15 protein-coding genes are annotated in these 17,028 nt (G+C 70.0%); 10 read left to right on the forward strand and 5 right to left on the reverse strand.

From position 1 onward, the window contains the following. Positions 1 to 232: 232 nt before the first annotated feature. Entirely contained in the window at positions 233 to 1,951 is a 1,719-nt protein-coding gene (locus ITJ59_RS16505; RefSeq protein ID WP_194652376.1) for an ABC transporter family substrate-binding protein, read from the forward strand. 99 nt (positions 1,952 to 2,050) lie between these two features. Here ITJ59_RS16505 and ITJ59_RS16510 read toward each other — a convergent pair whose 3' ends face one another. From ITJ59_RS16510 to ITJ59_RS16520, 3 genes are all read right to left on the reverse strand, one after another. Continuing rightward, entirely contained in the window at positions 2,051 to 2,602 is a 552-nt protein-coding gene (locus tag ITJ59_RS16510) for a PH domain-containing protein (RefSeq protein WP_194652377.1), read from the reverse strand. Positions 2,603 to 2,810: 208 nt separating this feature from the next. Further along, on the reverse strand, positions 2,811 to 3,290 hold the full coding sequence (locus ITJ59_RS16515; RefSeq protein ID WP_131845338.1) for a peroxiredoxin: 480 nt from the start codon (positions 3,288 to 3,290) through the stop codon (positions 2,811 to 2,813). A gap of 76 nt (positions 3,291 to 3,366) precedes the next feature. Beyond that, positions 3,367 to 4,116 (reverse strand): CPBP family intramembrane glutamic endopeptidase, encoded by a 750-nt coding sequence (locus tag ITJ59_RS16520; RefSeq protein WP_194652378.1) that lies wholly within the window; start codon positions 4,114 to 4,116, stop codon positions 3,367 to 3,369. A gap of 121 nt (positions 4,117 to 4,237) precedes the next feature. Between ITJ59_RS16520 and typA the strand changes: the two genes are divergently transcribed. The 7 genes from typA (at position 4,238) to ITJ59_RS16555 (ending at position 12,226) form a co-directional block, all read left to right on the forward strand. Beyond that, positions 4,238 to 6,160, forward strand: coding sequence for a translational GTPase TypA (gene typA / locus ITJ59_RS16525; RefSeq protein ID WP_194652379.1), 1,923 nt, complete (start codon positions 4,238 to 4,240; stop codon positions 6,158 to 6,160). A 66-nt stretch (positions 6,161 to 6,226) separates the two neighbouring features. After that, positions 6,227 to 7,420, forward strand: coding sequence for an amidohydrolase (locus ITJ59_RS16530; RefSeq protein ID WP_194652380.1), 1,194 nt, complete (start codon positions 6,227 to 6,229; stop codon positions 7,418 to 7,420). A 108-nt stretch (positions 7,421 to 7,528) separates the two neighbouring features. Further along, a complete protein-coding gene (locus ITJ59_RS16535) occupies positions 7,529 to 8,071 on the forward strand; it encodes a hypothetical protein (RefSeq protein WP_194652381.1) in 543 nt (180 codons plus the stop codon). Between the two features lie 25 nt (positions 8,072 to 8,096). Beyond that, the gene (locus ITJ59_RS19255) at positions 8,097 to 9,299 is read left to right on the forward strand and encodes a PIG-L family deacetylase (RefSeq protein ID WP_228511664.1); all 1,203 of its coding nucleotides are present in this window, start codon (positions 8,097 to 8,099) and stop codon (positions 9,297 to 9,299) included. Between the two features lie 35 nt (positions 9,300 to 9,334). Next, positions 9,335 to 9,652, forward strand: a complete 318-nt coding sequence (gene fdxA, locus ITJ59_RS16545; RefSeq protein ID WP_123313334.1) for a ferredoxin — start codon at positions 9,335 to 9,337, stop codon at positions 9,650 to 9,652. Positions 9,653 to 9,665: 13 nt separating this feature from the next. Beyond that, positions 9,666 to 10,784 carry a succinyldiaminopimelate transaminase gene (gene dapC / locus ITJ59_RS16550; RefSeq protein WP_194652382.1) on the forward strand — a complete coding sequence of 373 codons (1,119 nt, stop codon included), beginning with the start codon at positions 9,666 to 9,668 and terminating at the stop codon, positions 10,782 to 10,784. 143 nt (positions 10,785 to 10,927) lie between these two features. After that, positions 10,928 to 12,226, forward strand: coding sequence for a citrate synthase (locus ITJ59_RS16555; protein WP_194652444.1), 1,299 nt, complete (start codon positions 10,928 to 10,930; stop codon positions 12,224 to 12,226). Between the two features lie 119 nt (positions 12,227 to 12,345). Here the strand turns inward: ITJ59_RS16555 and dapD are convergent, their stop codons facing one another. Continuing rightward, a complete protein-coding gene (dapD, locus tag ITJ59_RS16560; protein WP_194652383.1) occupies positions 12,346 to 13,311 on the reverse strand; it encodes a 2,3,4,5-tetrahydropyridine-2,6-dicarboxylate N-succinyltransferase in 966 nt (321 codons plus the stop codon). A 132-nt stretch (positions 13,312 to 13,443) separates the two neighbouring features. On the opposite strand from dapD, the gene dapE reads away from it, so the two are divergent. Both dapE and ITJ59_RS16570 read left to right on the forward strand, forming a co-directional pair. Further along, entirely contained in the window at positions 13,444 to 14,526 is a 1,083-nt protein-coding gene (dapE, locus tag ITJ59_RS16565; protein ID WP_194652384.1) for a succinyl-diaminopimelate desuccinylase, read from the forward strand. After that, positions 14,511 to 15,755, forward strand: a complete 1,245-nt coding sequence (locus ITJ59_RS16570; RefSeq protein ID WP_194652385.1) for a hypothetical protein — start codon at positions 14,511 to 14,513, stop codon at positions 15,753 to 15,755. Before dapE ends, ITJ59_RS16570 begins: the two co-directional genes overlap by 16 nt. Here the strand turns inward: ITJ59_RS16570 and ITJ59_RS16575 are convergent. After that, the gene (locus ITJ59_RS16575) at positions 15,734 to 17,005 is read right to left on the reverse strand and encodes an AI-2E family transporter (RefSeq protein ID WP_228511665.1); all 1,272 of its coding nucleotides are present in this window, start codon (positions 17,003 to 17,005) and stop codon (positions 15,734 to 15,736) included. The two genes, ITJ59_RS16570 and ITJ59_RS16575, sit on opposite strands and share 22 nt — an antisense overlap. Between the last annotated feature and the right edge of the window lie 23 nt (positions 17,006 to 17,028).

Here is a 17,028-nt window from a genome sequence, read left to right on the forward strand (position 1 = left end):
CCGTCCGTCCGGACGGCGTTGTCGGTGGCGACAGGTTAGCCGCTCGCGACGGAGGGGTGGGACTTCTGTTGTGACGCTATGCAACATTCGTTACGAGCATGTTTCGATTGCCCACACCAAGCCTTGTGCAGCCTTCGGATGTGACTAGGGTTCTCAACCAACAGGCGTGGCGGCGGGGGTCGTCGCGTTCCAGCGCGAACAGCGCGAACCACAACGAAAGGGAATCCTCGCCATGCGAAAGAGGATCAAGGGCATCGCCGTGCTGGCCACCGCTGCGGCTGCGGCCGTCGTGTTGGCCGGTTGCTCCGGCGGTGGACAGGCGGGCAACAGCAGCTCCGCGGTCGCCGAGTCGTCACTGAAGTCGACCGGCTGGACCGTCGCGGACCGTGCGGATGTCAAGGACGGCGGGTCGATCACCCTGCCGATCGACACCGCTCCGGCCAACTGGCAGCTCGCCAACCTGGACTCCGGGACGGTGGACGACACCACGATCTCGCAGACCTACCTGCCGGGCTTCATCCAGTTCAAGGAGAACGGCGAGTGGGAGGCGAACAAGGACTACGCGACCTCGGTCGAGCTGACCAAGGACTCGCCCCAGACCGTCGAGATCAAGATCAACCCGAAGGCCGTGTGGTCTGACGGCACCCCGATCAGCGCGAAGGACGTCATCGCCAACTGGAAGGCGCTGAACGGCACGAACAAGGCATTCGCGCCCCTCGCCACCAACGTGTGGGAGGACGTCGACTCGGTCAAGCAGGGCTCGGACGAGCGCGACGTCATCATGACGTTCTCGAAGACGAACGCCGACTGGGCGAGCGTCCTCGGCGCCATCTACCCGTACTGGGCCGTCGACACCCCCGATCACTTCAACAAGGCCTGGGCCAAGGGTCCGTACGCTGCCGACGGCAAGACGTACGTCTCCGGTGGCCCGTACATCCTGAAGTCCTTCGACGCCAACGGTGGCGTCGTCACGTTCGAGAAGAACTCGAAGTGGTGGGGCGACCCGGGCAAGCTCGACACCATCGTCTTCAAGACGGTCTCGCGCGACGGTGTCGCGCAGGCGTACGGCAACAAGGAGCTCGACGCGTTCAACCTGAACGGCAGCGCCGACAACCTCAAGACGGCGAACTCGCGCTCCGACTCGAAGATCGAGCGCTCGCTCGGCACCACGCAGCGGCAGATCACGCTGAACGGCACCTCGGACGTCTTCAAGGACCAGGACGTGCGCCAGGCGTTCGCCCAGTCCATCAACCGCAAGGTGCTCGCCCAGGCGATCCTGTCGCCGGTGAAGAGCCCGGGCGACGTGCTCAACAACCTCGTGTACCTGCCGGGTCAGCAGGGGTACAAGGACGACGTGTCGTCGGTCTACGGCTACAGCACGGACAAGGCGAAGTCGAAGCTCGAGGACGCCGGCTGGAAGGTCGGTTCGGACGGCTACGCGACGAAGGGCGGCAAGGAACTCGACGTCCGCTTCGTGATCCCGTCGGACAACCCGAACTCGGCGAACGTCGCGCAGCTCGTGCAGCAGCAGACGAAGCTCGCCGGCTTCAAGGTCACGATCGACACCGTGCCCTCGGACGACTTCTTCACGAAGTACATCACCACCGACGGCCGTGACTTCGACGCCACGTACTTCGCGTGGCAGGGCACGCCGTTCCCGATCTCGTCGCTCAAGTCGATCTACTACCCCGCCGACGCCGGCCAGAACTACACCGGTGTGACGGACGACTCGCTCGGCGCGGCATGGGACAAGGCGAACGCCGAGCTCGACGCCGATGCCCGCGTCAAGGACGCGCAGGCGATCGACAAGAAGATCGTCGCCGTCGCCGGCACGATCCCGCTGTTCGCCGAGCCGTACGCCTGGGGTGTGCGCAAGGACCTCGTGAACTACGGGCCCGCGCAGTTCCAGCAGTCGTCGGTCAAGTGGCAGGACGTGGGCTACACCAAGTAGTCCCGCGGTCGCACGACCCACAACGACACCCTCGACGTCACACGACGTCGGGGGTGTCGTTCTGCGTCGGGCAGTGCCTGCCTGCCGGGCGCCGGGACGCTACATCCGGGCCGCCGCGAGCGACGCCGCGATCCCGAGCACGACGAACGCCAGCACCGTCCAGCCGTGCACCCGGTGGGTGATCGGCGCCGCCGTCACGGTCGCCGGGGGCGGGCCGTCCTGCTGCGCCGGGACGGGCACCCGGGCCAGCATCTGCGCGGCCGCAGCGTCGACGTCGAGGTGATCCGGGCCTCCCGGTCGGCCCTGGACCTGCGCGGTGAGCCGCGCGGTCGGGCGGGTCGCGATCCAGACGCGGCGGACGCCCTCGCTCGTGACGACCTCGATGCCGTACTTGGTGCGCACCTCGGTGACCCGCGACCACGTGTACGTGCTGGTGCGCCGGACGTCGACGATGCGCAGGTGCTCCGGCGTCAGCTCGATCCGCGGGCGCCACAGGGCGGCCCACGCGACGAAGGCGACGCAGATGCTCGGTATCGGCACGAGCCAGGGGGTGCTGCCATCGAGCAGTGCCAGGGGGACGAGCGCCACCGCGACGACCCAGAGGACGATGGCGAGGCGGCGGAGGCCCGGAGCGACGATGGTGGTGTGCACCGGACGAGGTTACGAGATGCCTCCCCGGAGACGCCCGGGGAGCGGGTGTGACACACCAGCGCGTATCTCCGGACGACCCGATTCCCCGGGGAGGCAGATCCTTCACGGACCTCTCGTGGCGACAATGGTCCCCGCCCCCAGTTCGGGTGTCAATACCCCGACACGCCGGATTCAGGAAATCCCCACGCCGGTGACGCGCGAACCGGATTCAGGCGACCAGGAGCTCGATCTGCGCCCGGATCGTCTCCGCCGTCGGGAACCGCAGCCCGACCAGGCCGACGTGCCGCCAGCGCACGATGCCGTCCGGCCCGATCACGAACACCGACCGGCGGAGACCGAGGCCCGGGGCGCGCACGCCGTAGTCGCGGACGACCGAGCCGGCGGTGTCGCTCAGCAGCGGGAAGGTGAGGGACGAACCACGGGCGAAGGTCTCGTGCGAGTCGAGCGCCTGCGGGCTGATGCCCCAGACCACGGCGCCGAGGTCGTCGAAGCCGTCGAGCTCGGCCTGGTAGCTGCAGAGCTGGGCGGTGCAGACGGCCGTCGCGTCGCCGGGGTAGAAGGCGAGCACCACGGTCCGGCCGATCTCCGACGACAGGTCGTACTCGTCGTCGGTGCGGACGCCCTGGCGGACGATCATGCCCGGCAGGGTGAACGTCGGGGCGGACTCGCCGACCGCGGGGATGCTCATGCGCTCACGCTAGGGGTGCGGGGCAGTGGGTTGCCCCTCGGCGCGCTGGACGCGTCCTGTGGATGCGCTCCGTGGCTCAGGAGAACAACCGGGGGAACGCGTTCGCGACCCAGGGGTAGCCCACGAACACGGCGGCGTCGAGCAGGCAGTGCGTGATGATCAGGGGCATCAGGCGGCCCCACTTCGTGTAGATCCAGCCGAACACGACGCCCATCACGGCGTTGCCGACGAACGCGCCGAAGCCCTGGTACAGGTGGTAGCTCCCGCGCAGCAGCGCCGTCGACAGGATCACCTGCCACCGCCCCCACCCGAGGTCGCCGAGTCGGGCGTAGAGGTACCCGATCACGATCACCTCTTCTTGCAGGCCGGAGCGGATCGCGGACAGCAGCAGGACCGGCACCGTCCACCAGTACGAGTTCAGGGCGGCCGGGTCGACGTTCACCGTGATGCCGAGGGCGCGCCCGGCGAAGTACAGGGCGAGCCCGGGGATCCCGATGCACAGCGCGATGAGCGCCGGACCGCCGAGGTCGGGCTTCACCCGGAAGCGGTCGATGCCGAGCCGGGACAGGTGCGGGCGCGTCGTGTTCCACAGCAGGAAGCAGACGAGCGCGACCGGCGCCAGGTCGACGGCGATGCCGAGCAGCTGCCGCGCGAGGTCGACGTACTGCACCGTCGTCGACGACGTGTTCAGCGCCGTGGACTGCTCGCCGAGCGGGGTCGTCTGCGACAGGTCGTCGATGATCTGGAGGATCGAGTACAGCGCGCTGGCGCCCAGTGAGAGCAGCAGGACGATGGTGATCTCGACCCACGTTCGCCGTCGGCTCATCTGCTGTACTCCTGACGGTTGCGAACTACCGGTAGACTGGCGTGTCGGGCGTTCTGCCCGCGGGTGCGGTGCCGACAAATCACTGGCCCGACACTCTCCCAGAAATTGAAGGATGTCCTGTATGGCGCTCGCCACCCGGTCCGACCTGCGCAACGTCGCCATCGTGGCACACGTCGACCACGGCAAGACCACCCTCGTCGACGCGATGCTCACGCAGACCAACTCGTTCGACGCCCACTTCGAGGGCGAAGACCGCATGATGGACTCGAACGACCTCGAGCGCGAGAAGGGCATCACGATCCTCGCGAAGAACACGTCGGTGCTCTACAACGGCAAGCACGCGACCGAGTTCGGCGCGGACGGCCCCATCACCATCAACGTGATCGACACCCCGGGTCACGCCGACTTCGGTGGCGAGGTCGAGCGCGGCCTGTCCATGGTCGACGGTGTCGTGCTGCTGGTCGACGCGTCCGAGGGCCCGCTGCCCCAGACGCGCTTCGTGCTCCGCAAGGCGCTCGCGGCCAAGCTCCCGGTGATCCTGCTCGTCAACAAGACGGACCGCCCCGACTCCCGCATCGACGAGGTCGTCTCCGAGTCGCAGGACCTGCTCCTCGGCCTGGCGTCCGACCTGGCGGACGAGGTCGACGACCTCGACCTCGACGCGATCCTCGACGTACCGGTGGTCTACGCCTCCGGCCGCAACGGTGCCGCGTCGCGCAACAAGCCGAACGACGGCGAGCTGCCCGACAACGACGACCTCGAGCCGCTCTTCGAAGCGATCCTCCAGCACGTCCCCGCGCCGAAGTACGACGACCAGCACCCGCTGCAGGCCCACGTCACCAACCTCGACGCGTCGCCGTTCCTCGGTCGCCTCGCGCTGCTGCGCATCTTCCACGGCACGATGAAGAAGGGCCAGACGGTCGCGTGGGTCAAGCACGACGGCACCGTCGTCAACGCCCGCATCACCGAGCTCCTCATCACCAAGGCGCTCGAGCGCTACCCGGCCGAGTCGGCGGGCCCCGGTGACATCGTCGCCGTCGCCGGTTTCGACACGATCACCATCGGCGAGACCCTGTCCGACCCCGAGGACGTCCGTCCGCTGCCGACCATCACGGTCGACGACCCGGCGATCTCGATGACGATCGGCACGAACACCAGCCCGCTCGTCGGCAAGGTCAAGGGTCACAAGCTGACCGCCCGCATGGTCAAGGAGCGCCTCGACCGCGAGCTCATCGGCAACGTCTCGCTCAAGGTCCTCGACATCGGTCGTCCCGATGCGTGGGAGGTCCAGGGCCGTGGTGAGCTCGCGCTCGCCATCCTGGTCGAGCAGATGCGTCGTGAGGGCTTCGAGCTCACCGTCGGCAAGCCGCAGGTCGTCACCAAGCGTGACGAGAACGGCAAGCTGCAGGAGCCCTACGAGCACATGACGATCGACACGCCGGAGGAGTACCTCGGCGCGATCACGCAGCTCATGGCCGCTCGCAAGGGCCGCATGGAGAACATGACGAACCACGGCACCGGCTGGGTGCGCATGGAGTTCATCGTCCCGTCGCGCGGCCTGATCGGCTTCCGCACGTCGTTCCTGACCGAGACCCGCGGCACCGGCATCGCCAACGCGATCTCGCACGGCTACGACGAGTGGGCCGGCCCGATCCAGACCCGCATCAACGGCTCGATCGTGTCCGACCGCTCCGGTGTCGTCACGCCGTTCGCCATCACGAACCTGCAGGAGCGGATGACGTTCTTCGTCAACCCCACCGAAGAGGTCTACGAGGGCATGGTCATCGGCGAGAACTCGCGCGCCGACGACATGGACGTCAACATCACGAAGGAGAAGAAGCTCACGAACATGCGTTCGGCGAACGCCGACTCCTTCGAGTCGATGACGCCGTCGCGCCAGCTCTCCCTCGAGGAGTGCCTGGAGTTCGCGCGCGAGGACGAGTGCGTCGAGGTCACCCCGGCCGTCGTCCGCATCCGCAAGGTCGAGCTCGACGCGTCGGCTCGCCAGCGCTCGTACGCGCGCCTGAAGCGTCAGGACGCGTAAGCACGAAGCGACGCGTCGCGTCAGCAAGCGCACGACCTGAGGAGGTCGGGGGTTACGGTGGATGCCGTGACTCTCGACCTCCTCTCGCTGTACCAGGACCTGCACGCCCACCCCGAGCTCGGATTCCAGGAGCACCGCACCGCGGGCATCGTGGCCGACCGGCTCGCCGAGATCGGCGGCATCGAGGTGACCACGGGCGTCGGCGGCACCGGCGTCGTCGGTGTCCTGTCGAACGGTGCCGGCCCGGTCGTGTGGCTGCGGGCGGACATGGACGGCCTGCCCGTGCAGGAGCGCACTGGGCTGTCCTACGCCAGCCAGCACCGCGGCACCGACGAGGACGGCAACGACGTCCCGACGATGCACGCCTGCGGCCACGACATCCACGTCACGTGGCTGCTCGGCACGCTCGAGCGCCTGGCGGCGACCACGAGCGAGTGGCACGGCACGGTCGTCGGCGTCTTCCAGCCCGCAGAAGAGGTCATCTCTGGTGCCCGCGCCATGGTCGAGGACGGCCTGGTCGAGCGGTTCCCGAAGCCGGACGTCGTGCTCGGTCAGCACTCGGCCCCCGCACCGGTCGGCATCGTCGCGATCGGGTCCGGCCCGGTGATGGCGTCGAGCGACCGGCTCACCGTGACGTTCAACGGTCGCGGGGCGCACGGTTCCGCGCCGCAGGCCTCGCTCGACCCGGTCGTCACCGCCGCGTCGGCAGTGGTCCGGTTGCAGACGGTCGTGTCGCGCGAGGTCTCGCCGAGCGACGCCGGCGTCGTGACCGTCGGGAGCTTCCACGCCGGCACGCGCGCGAACATCATCCCCGACCAGGCGGTCATCGAGATCTCGACGCGTGCCCGCAACGAGGAGACCCGTGCTCGGATCATCGCCTCGATCGAGCGGATCGTCCGGGCCGAGAGCGACGCCGGTGGTCTGCCGGAGCCGACGATCGTGCGGTCGCCGGGTGCCGAGGTGACCGTGAACGACGCGGAGTCCGCCGCCCGCGTGCTCGCCGCCGTCAGCGCCGCCGTGCCGGGTGCACGCGAGCTCGAGATCGGGCTCGCGATGGCGTCGGAGGACGTGGGTCAGCTCGCGACCGCGGCCGGGGTCCCGCTCGTGTACTGGTTCACGGGCATCACCGACCCGGAGCTGTTCCGTCGCGGCGAGGACATCCCGAGCAACCACTCGCCGTTCTACGCGCCGCAGGCCGAGACCGCGATCCCGGTGGGCGTCGACGCCCTGGTGGCCGCGACACGCGCCTACGTCGCCTGACGGACGGGAGGCGCGGGGCGGCCCCGCCGCGCGCGTGATGGTCCCAGGGACAGGACGTTCACAGCCAACTCGCCACGGGCCTCCCGGCTCACCCGTTACGGTCGCGACATGCGTTCCCTCCGTACCCCGCTGATCGCCGCCGTCGCTGCCGGCATCGCCCTCGCCGGACTCACCGGCTGCTCGTCCGACGCCGTCAAGCAGGCGACGGATCTCGGATCCTCTGTCGCGTCGACGGTCGCGGACGGCGTCGCCGGCATCGACGGCAAGGCGATCCAGGACGGCATGTCCTCGGTGGCGGGTGGAATCGACGGTGCGCTCGACACCGCGCTCAAGGGCGCGAACGTGACCTCCGACGGCAAGGTGCCGGACGGGTTCCCGTCGACCGACGTGCCACTCGTCGACGGCACGGTGCTCGGCGGGGGAGCGGGACCGAACGGTTCCGGGTGGGTCGTGCAGGTCCGCGCCGGATCGGTCGACGACTTCGCTGCCGCGGCCCAGCAGCTCGCCGACGCCGGCTACACCGAGTCGGCGAAGCGCGCGGACTCGTCGAGCGCGTTCGGGATGTTCCGGAGCGACGCCTACCGCGTCGTGCTCACGTTCTCCGACGGTTCGGACGGCGTCACCGCGACCTACATCGTGACGCCCCGCTAGGCACGAACCCGTACGCTGGGACCCGATGTCGAAGGTCGCTGCCACCCGCCCCGAACGCGTGCTGTTCGTGCACGCCCACCCCGACGACGAGACCCTGTCGTCCGGTGGGACGATCGCCACCCTGCTCGAGCTCGGTGCCGAGGTGACCGTGCTGACGGCCACACGCGGTGAGCGCGGCGAGATGCTCACCGAGCGGCTCGCGCCACTGGCCGGCGACGGCCCCCGGGTCGCCGCACACCGCGAGACCGAGATCGCCGGGGCGCTCGCAGCCCTCGGCGGCCCCACGCACCTGTGGCTCGGCGGTCGTGGCGCCCGCCCGACCGACCTGCCGGAGCGCCGGTACACCGACTCCGGCATGCAGTGGGGCCCGGACGGACGGGCCACCGCTGCCGACGACGCCCCCGCCGACTCGTTGACCGCTGCCGACCTCGGCGAGGTCGTCGACGACGTCCGCGCCGCGATCCGGTCCACCGGTGCCGACGCGGTCGTGAGCTACGCCGACGACGGCGGCTACGGCCACCCGGACCACGTCCGCGTGCACCACGCCGCCCGGTACGCGGCCCGCGCCGAAGAGGTTGCGTTCTCGATGATCGTCTCTCCGGACGGCTCCGGGGCCGACGGCGCTGCCGACGTCACCGTCGACGTCCTGCCCGTCCGCGCGAAGCTCCGTGCCGCCGTCGAGCAGTACCGCTCGCAGGTCACCGTCGACCCGATGGACCCCGCCGACCCGACCGCCCTGTCGTGGGTGATGCCGCACGGCGTCCGCCAACACGCTCCCGCGGTCGAGGCCTTCCGGCACGATGCCGACCCGCAGCCGCCGGCACCGCAGACCTTCGCCGAGATGTCCGGCCAGGGCAAGGTCGCGGCGGTCGCCGTCTCGCTCGTGCTCGGGCTCGTCACCGGCGGCCTCGGCACCGTGACGCACCAGCAGACCATCGGCGCCGCGGCGTTCCCGATCGGCCTGGTGGTCACCACCCTGATCGTGGTCGGCCTGACCGTGGGCATCCGGTTGCTGTTCCGGTCGCGGGCGATGGTCGCGGCGATCGGCATCGGCATCCTCGTCGCCACGCAGGTGCTCGTCTCGGTCGGCGGGCAGGGTTCGCCACTCGTGCTGGCGAACGCCGCCGGGTACGTGTGGACGTTCGCCCCCGCCGTCATCGCCGCCCTCGTGCTCGCGTGGCCGGACCTGTCGGGGCTGCGGTCCCGGACGGCCCCGGGCCACGAGTAGACTCGAACCCGCTCGTCGAAGGGAGCACCCGAACCGTGACCTACGTGATCGCCCAGCCCTGTGTCGACGTCAAGGACCGCGCGTGCATCGACGAATGCCCCGTCGACTGCATCTACGAAGGCGACCGGTCGCTCTACATCCACCCCGACGAGTGCGTCGACTGCGGTGCGTGCGAACCGGTCTGCCCGGTCGAGGCGATCTACTACGAGGACGACCTGCCCGACGAGTGGGCCGACTACTACAAGGCCAACGTCGAGTTCTTCCAAGAGGTCGGCTCGCCCGGCGGTGCCGCGAAGGTCGGTGTGATCCACAAGGACCACCCGGTCATCATGGCCGAACCGCCCCGCGGCTGATCCGGAGCCGCACGTGGCGCTCGACCTGCCCGACTTCCCCTGGGACCAGCTCGTCCCGTTCAAGCAGCGCGCGGCGGCGTACGAGGGCGGCATCGTCGACCTGAGCGTCGGTTCGCCGGTCGACCCCACGCCCGAGGTCGTCCGGCGTGCCCTGGCCGAGGCCACGGACGCGCACGCCTACCCGCAGGTCGCCGGTACCCCGGCCCTCCGCCAGGCGATCGCCGACTGGTACGGCCGCCGGCACGGGGTGCAGCTGACCGAGGCGCACACGCTGCCGACGATCGGCTCGAAGGAGTTCATCGCCGGACTGGCGCTCTGGCTCGGCATCGGCGCCGGCGACACCGTCGTGTTCCCGGCTGCCGCGTACCCGACCTACGAACTCGGCGCGGCCCTGGTCGGCGCCGATGCCCTCGCCTCGGACGACCCGGCGGCGTGGCCCGCGACGACGAAGCTGGTGTGGCTCAACTCGCCCGGCAACCCCGACGGTCGGGTGCTGTCGATCGACGAGCTGCGCGTCGCGGTAGAGCGTGCGCGGGCACTCGGCGCCGTGATCGTCGGCGACGAGTGCTACGCCGAACTCGGCTGGGACCCCGAGTACGCCACCACGCCGACCCCAACGATCCTCGACCCCCGTGTCGTCGGCGACTCGGTCGACGGTGTGCTCAGCGTGTACTCGTTGTCGAAGCAGTCGAACCTGGCCGGGTACCGCGCGGCGTTCGTCGCCGGTGACGCCCGGATCCTGGCCGACGTGCTCGCGGTCCGGAAGCACGCGGGGCTCATGCCGCCGCTGCCGGTGCAGCAAGCCATGATCGTCGCGCTGGCGGACGAGACCCACGTGCAGCAGCAGAAGGCCCGCTACCGCGCGCGCCGGAACATGCTCCGACGGGCACTCGAGGACGCCGGCTTCCGCGTCGACCACAGCGAGGCCGGCCTGTACCTCTGGGCGACCCGCGGTGAGCCCGGGCTCGACACGGTCTCCTGGTTGGCCGACCGCGGGATCCTGGTCGCTCCGGGCACGTTCTACGGTGCGGCGGGCGGCGACCACGTCCGGGTGGCGCTCACGGCGACCGACGAGCGGATCGCGGCGGCAGCGCAGCGGCTCGCCAGCAGTCGGCGGCTCGGCACCGCGTAGCCCACAGCGCAATCGGGGGTTCCCACCACATCGTGACCATCGATGTGTGCACGAGCGACAGACGCCGCGATTAGGCTGTCACCGTGACTGACACTGCCAACGACGCTCAGAAGACGGCCACACCGCCCACGACGCCCGTGCCCGTGAGTCCCGCCGCCGAACAGACGGGCGAGACCGCGACGCTGACGTACCCGGGCGGCAGCGCGGAGTTCCCGATCCTGCCGAGTGTCGACGGCGCGTCCACGGTGGACATCTCGACGTTCAAGAAGCAGACCGGGATGAACACGCTCGACTACGGGTTCGTGAACACCGGGTCGACCAAGAGCGCCATCACCTACATCGACGGTGACCAGGGCATCCTGCGGTACCGCGGCTACCCGATCGACCAGGTCGCATCGAACTGCACCTTCCTCGAGGTCGCGTGGCTCCTGATCTACGGCGAGCTGCCCGACGAGTCCGAACTCGCCGACTTCGACGCCCGTATCCGCCGGCACACCCTGCTGCACGAGGACCTGCGCCGCCTGTTCGATGCGCTGCCGCACTCGGCGCACCCGATGTCCGTGCTGTCCAGCGCCGTCAGCGCGCTGTCGACGTACTACGAGGACGACATGGACGTCGACGACCCGGAGAAGGTCGAGCTGCAGACCGTGCGGCTGCTCGCCAAGCTGCCGGTCATCGCCGCCTACGCCCACAAGAAGTCCATCGGGCAGGCGTTCCTGTACCCGGACAACGGGCTGTCGTTCGTCGACAACTTCCTGCGCCTGAACTTCGGCACCATGGCCGAGACCTACCAGCCGAACCCGGTGCTGTCGAAGGCCCTCGACCGGCTCCTCATCCTGCACGAGGACCACGAACAGAACGCCTCGACCGCCACGGTCCGCCTGGTCGGATCGACGAAGGCGAACATGTTCGCGTCGATCTCCGCCGGCATCAACGCCCTGTACGGCCCGCTGCACGGCGGTGCGAACGAGGCCGTGCTCGAGATGCTGCAGCAGATCAAGGACTCCGGCGAGCCCGTGCAGCGCTTCGTCGAGCGGGTGAAGAACAAGGAGCGCGGCGTGAAGCTCATGGGCTTCGGGCACCGCGTCTACAAGAACTACGACCCCCGCGCGAAGCTCGTCAAGGAGTCGGCTGACGAGGTCCTCGAGTCGCTCGGCGTGCAGGACGACCTGCTCGACATCGCGAAGGAACTCGAGCAGATCGCGCTGAGCGACCAGTACTTCATCGACCGCAAGCTCTACCCGAACGTCGACTTCTACACGGGCATCATCTACAAGGCGATGGGCTTCCCGCCGCGCATGTTCACGGTGCTGTTCGCGATCGGCCGCCTGCCCGGCTGGATCGCGCAGTGGCGCGAGCTGAACAACGACCCGCTCAACAAGATCGGTCGCCCGCAGCAGCTCTACGTGGGCGCCCCGAAGCGGGACCTCCCCGCGCGCTGACGCGCGTCCAGTGCGCAGAAGACGACGGGTCCTGAGACAGGACCCGTCGTCTTCTGCTCACTCCGTGACGGACGGGAGGCCCGTGGCGGCGTGGCCACGGGCCTCCCGTCCGGCGCGTCCTACGCGTGGAGCGCCGTGTTGAGCTGGATGCCCTCGCCCTTGCGCTGCAGCGCCTCGACGGCACCGGACAGGCTGTTGCGCCGGAACAGGATGTTCGGGGTGCCGGACAGCTCGGCGGCCTTGACGGTCTTCGGCGTGCCGTCCGGGTTCGGGGCGGCGCCGACCAGGACGACCTTCGTGCCGGCCGTGACGTACAGGCCGGCCTCGATCACCGAGTCGTCGCCGAGCGAGATGCCGAGGCCCGCGTTCGCGCCGAGCAGCGCACGCTCACCGAGGGAGACGCGGTGCGTGCCACCGCCGGACAGGGTGCCCATGATGGAGGCCCCGCCGCCGATGTCGGTGCCGTTGCCGACGACGACGCCCTGCGAGACGCGCCCCTCGATCATGGCGTCGCCGAGGGTGCCGGCGTTGAAGTTCACGAAGCCCTCGTGCATGACGGTCGTGCCCGGTGCCAGGTGGGCGCCGAGCCGGACACGGTTGGCGTCGCCGATGCGGACGCGGTCCGGCACGACGTAGTCGACCAGGCGCGGGAACTTGTCGATGGCGTGCACGGCGATGCCGGCGCGCTGCAGCGACGGGCGCAGGCGGTTCAGGGATTCCGGGTGGACCGGGCCGGCGTTCGTCCACGCGACGATCGGCAGGTACCCGAAGACCCCGTCGAGGTTGATCGTGTTCGGCTGCACGTGCAGGTGGCTCAGCAGGTGCAGGCGCAGGTACGCGTCCTCGGTGCTGGTCGGGGCGGCGTCGATGGTGACCTCGGTCGTGACGGCCTCGATGCGGACCTCGCGCCGGGGATCGTCGCCCACGTGCACCTGCAGCCCGTCGGGGAACACCGCGTCGGCCGGCAGCGGGCCGAGGTGGGTCTCCGGGTACCAGGTGTCGAGGGTGGTGCCGTCGGCGGCGATTGTCGCGAGGCCGTGGCCCCAGGCGTGGGTCGGGCGGGCGGAGGCAGTCGTGTCGGTCACCGCACCAGGGTACCGACGCACCGGACGGGAGCACCGGACCGACCGGACGGACGCTGCGGACCCGCACCGTGCCTCCCGGACCGCCGTGCCGGGGGCCAGCGCAACGGGGGCGACGGCCGATAAGGTGACCGCATGCCGGAGCAGCTCGACCTCACCGCCTCGTCCATCGACATCACCCGTGCCATCTGCGACATCGAGTCGGTGTCGGGCAACGAACAGGCCCTCGCCGACGCGATCGAGGCGGTGCTCGCACCGCTGCCGCACCTCGAGGTGATCCGTGACGGCGACGCGGTCGTCGCACGCACGAACCTCGGCCGTGACCGCCGGGTCGTCATCGCCGGGCACATCGACACGGTGCCGCTCAACGACAACCTGCCGACGGAGTTCCGCACCACCGACGACGGCACGGACATCCTCTGGGGCCGCGGCACCGTCGACATGAAGGCCGGCTGCGCCGTGCAGCTCAAGCTCGCGTACGACCTGGTCGAACCCTCGGTCGACGTCACGTGGGTCTGGTACGACCACGAAGAGGTCTCGGACGCGCTGAACGGCCTCGGTCGCCTCGCCCGGACGCGGCCGGAACTGCTGACGGCCGACTTCGCGATCCTGGGGGAGCCCTCCGGCGCGCAGATCGAGGGCGGCTGCAACGGCAACCTCCGTGCCGAGATCCGCACGTTCGGCAAGCGCTCGCACAGTGCCCGCAGCTGGATCGGCGACAACGCGATCCACAAGACGGCGCCGATCCTGGCGACCCTGGCCGCCTACGAGCCCCGCACCGTCACGGTCGACGGGCTGGAGTACCGCGAGGGTCTGAACGCCGTCGGCATCAGCGGCGGCATCGCGGGCAACATCATCCCGGACGAGGCGATGGTGCACGTGAACTACCGGTTCGCGCCGTCCCGCTCCGCCGACGAAGCCGTGGCACACATCCGCGAGCTCTTCGATGGGTACGACGTCACAATCGTCGACCTCGCCGCCGGTGCCCGCCCCGGGCTCGACGCGCCGCTGGCGCAGGACTTCGTGTCGGCCGTCGGCGGCCCCGAGCCCCGCCCGAAGTACGGCTGGACCGACGTCGCGCGCTTCTCGGCCCTCGGGGTGCCCGCCGTCAACTACGGGCCCGGTGAGCCGGTCTTCGCCCACCACGACGACGAGCAGGTGCCGGTCGCGCAGATCACCGCGGTCGAAGCGGGCCTCCGTCGGTGGCTGACGGCCTGACGACGGCCGGGGTGTCCCGGTCGACCCCTGCTCGCGCTCGTTGGCGTGCCCGGTACCGGGTGGTGCCGTGGTGGGTCCGCATCACCGTCGTCTACGTGCTCGCCCGGTTCGTCACCGGGGTGATGATGCAGGCGTTCGCCAGCGTGCAGGCCGCGAACTCATTCACCGTCCAGCACCCGACGTACCTGTCGTTCGCGTCGATCTGGGACGGTGCCTGGTACCGCGTGATCGCCACCGGCGGGTACCCGTCGGTCCTGCCGGTCGACACGGCTGGACACGTGACCGAGAACGCGTGGGCCTTCATGCCCGCGTACCCGTTCCTGGTGCGCGGACTCATGCTGCTGACCGGGGCGTCCTTCGAACTCGTGGCGGTCTCGGTCTCGCTGCTCGCCGGACTCGGTGCCGCGCTCGTGTTCCGACGCCTGATGGGGCGCTTCCTCGACCCGGCGCGGGCGACCTTCGCCACCGTGCTGTTCTGCGTGGCGCCGGTGTCCGCGATGTTCCAGGTCGCGTACGCCGAGTCGATGGGCCTGTTCCTGCTGCTCGTCGCGCTCCTGCTCATGGTCGACCGGCGGTGGTGGACGATGCTGCCCGTCGTGCTGCTGCTCGGCATGACCCGCCCGACCGGGCTCGCGTTCTCGCTGCTCGTCGTGCTGTTCGTCGGTGCGTGGGCGATCCGGCCCGCGTGGGTGCGTTCGTCGGAGCCGCTCACGCTGCGCAGCCTCGTGCCGCCGGCCGTGGTGGCGGTCGTGTCCGGACTGGTCGGCCTGGCGTGGCCGGCGATCGCCTGGGCCGTCACCGGGGTGCCGAAGGCGTACACCGACACCGAACTCGCCTGGCGGTCGTCCTACGTCGGGTGGCAGGAACTCGTGCCGTTCGCGCCGTGGGTCCAGGGCTTCGGTTGGTGGTTCCGGCAGCCGGCGGGCGGGGTTCTGCTGGCCTTCGTGGTCATCGGCTTCGCGGCGTTCGTCGGCATGCCCGCGGCACGGCGGATCGGCATCGAGCTGCGGCTCTGGGGCATCGCCTACGTCGTGTACCTGCTCGCCGTGTTCTTCCCGCAGTCGAGCACCTGGCGGATCCTCGTGCCCATCGCGCCGCTGCTCGGCATCGTGGCGTTGCCGCGGTCACGCGTCTACCGCGTGGCCGTCGTGGTGGCCTTCATCGGCCTGCAGTGGGTCTGGCTGTACTACTGCTGGTGGATCGACGGCTACGACTGGACCCCGCCGTGATCGTGGCGGCGCTCGCGTGCCTGGGCACGGGCCAGGAGGCGTGCGGCCGGTCCACTCCGCTCGCGCTTCGGCACCGTCGCTGACATCGGCTCCGGGTCGCCCGGCCGCCAGTTCGCGGCTGCCACGACCATCGCGTTGACGGTGGCGATGAACGGCACCGCGAAGAACGCGCCGACGACCCCGGCGATCGTCGTCCCAGCGGTCACCCCGAGGACGACGCCGAGCGGGTGCACCTTCACTGCGGTTCCCGTCAGGAACGGGTGCAGCACGTGACTCTCGAGCTGCTGCACGACGACCACGATGCCCAGCATCACGAGCGCCGGCACCCAGCCGTTGAACACGAGCGCGATGAGCACCGCGACCGCACCGGCGACGATCGCACCGACGACCGGGACGAACGCGCCGAAGAACACGATCACGCCGATCGGGATCGCCAGCGGGATCTGCAGCGCGAGTGCGCCGATGGTGACACCGAGGGCGTCCGTGACGGCGACCACGAGCTGGACGCGGATGAAGCTCGTCAGGGTCTTCCACCCGGCGTGCCCGGCGACGTCGATGCGTGCGCGGGCCCGTCGCGGGAAGAGCCGGACGACCCAGCCCCAGATGCGCGGGCCGTCGATGAGCACGAACAGGGTCGTGAACACGATGATGAAGAGGCCCTCGAGCACGTGCACGGCGCCGGTGCCCGCCGCCTGGAACCCGGACAGGATCGTCGCGGCGTGGCCCTGCAGGTAGTCGAAGCCGTTCGACACCCACGAGTCGACGTCCTTCTCGGTGATCCCGAACGGCTCGCTGTCGAGCAGGGTCCGCAGCGACTGCACGCTGTGGTGGAGTCGACGTTCGAGCGACGGCAGGTCGGACCGCACCTGCTCGGTCACGAGCAGCGCCAGCCCACCGAGGGCCAGCACCAGGGCGACCAGGCTCGACAGCACCGCCGTCCACTTCGGCCACCGGTGTCGTTGCAGGAACGACGACATCGGCATGAGCAGCGCGCACACGAGCAGCGCGATGAGGAACGGCACCACGATGTCCTGCAGCAGCACGACGAGCGCCACCAGCACGGCGAGCCCGGCACCCACGACGAGGAGGCGCCACGTGAACGCCGCCCCGATCCGCAGCCCGGCCGGCACCGCGTCGTCGGACCGCACGGTCCGGCCGGCCGGACCGGACCCCCCGGACCCCTCGGACCCCTCGGACCGGTGGGGACGTCCGTCGGGGGACTGACGGCGCATGGAGCGGATGTTCGGCATCCGCCAAGGTTACGAACGGAACC

This window comes from Curtobacterium sp. VKM Ac-1393, from assembly GCF_015350995.1.
GTDB lineage: Bacteria > Actinomycetota > Actinomycetes > Actinomycetales > Microbacteriaceae > Curtobacterium.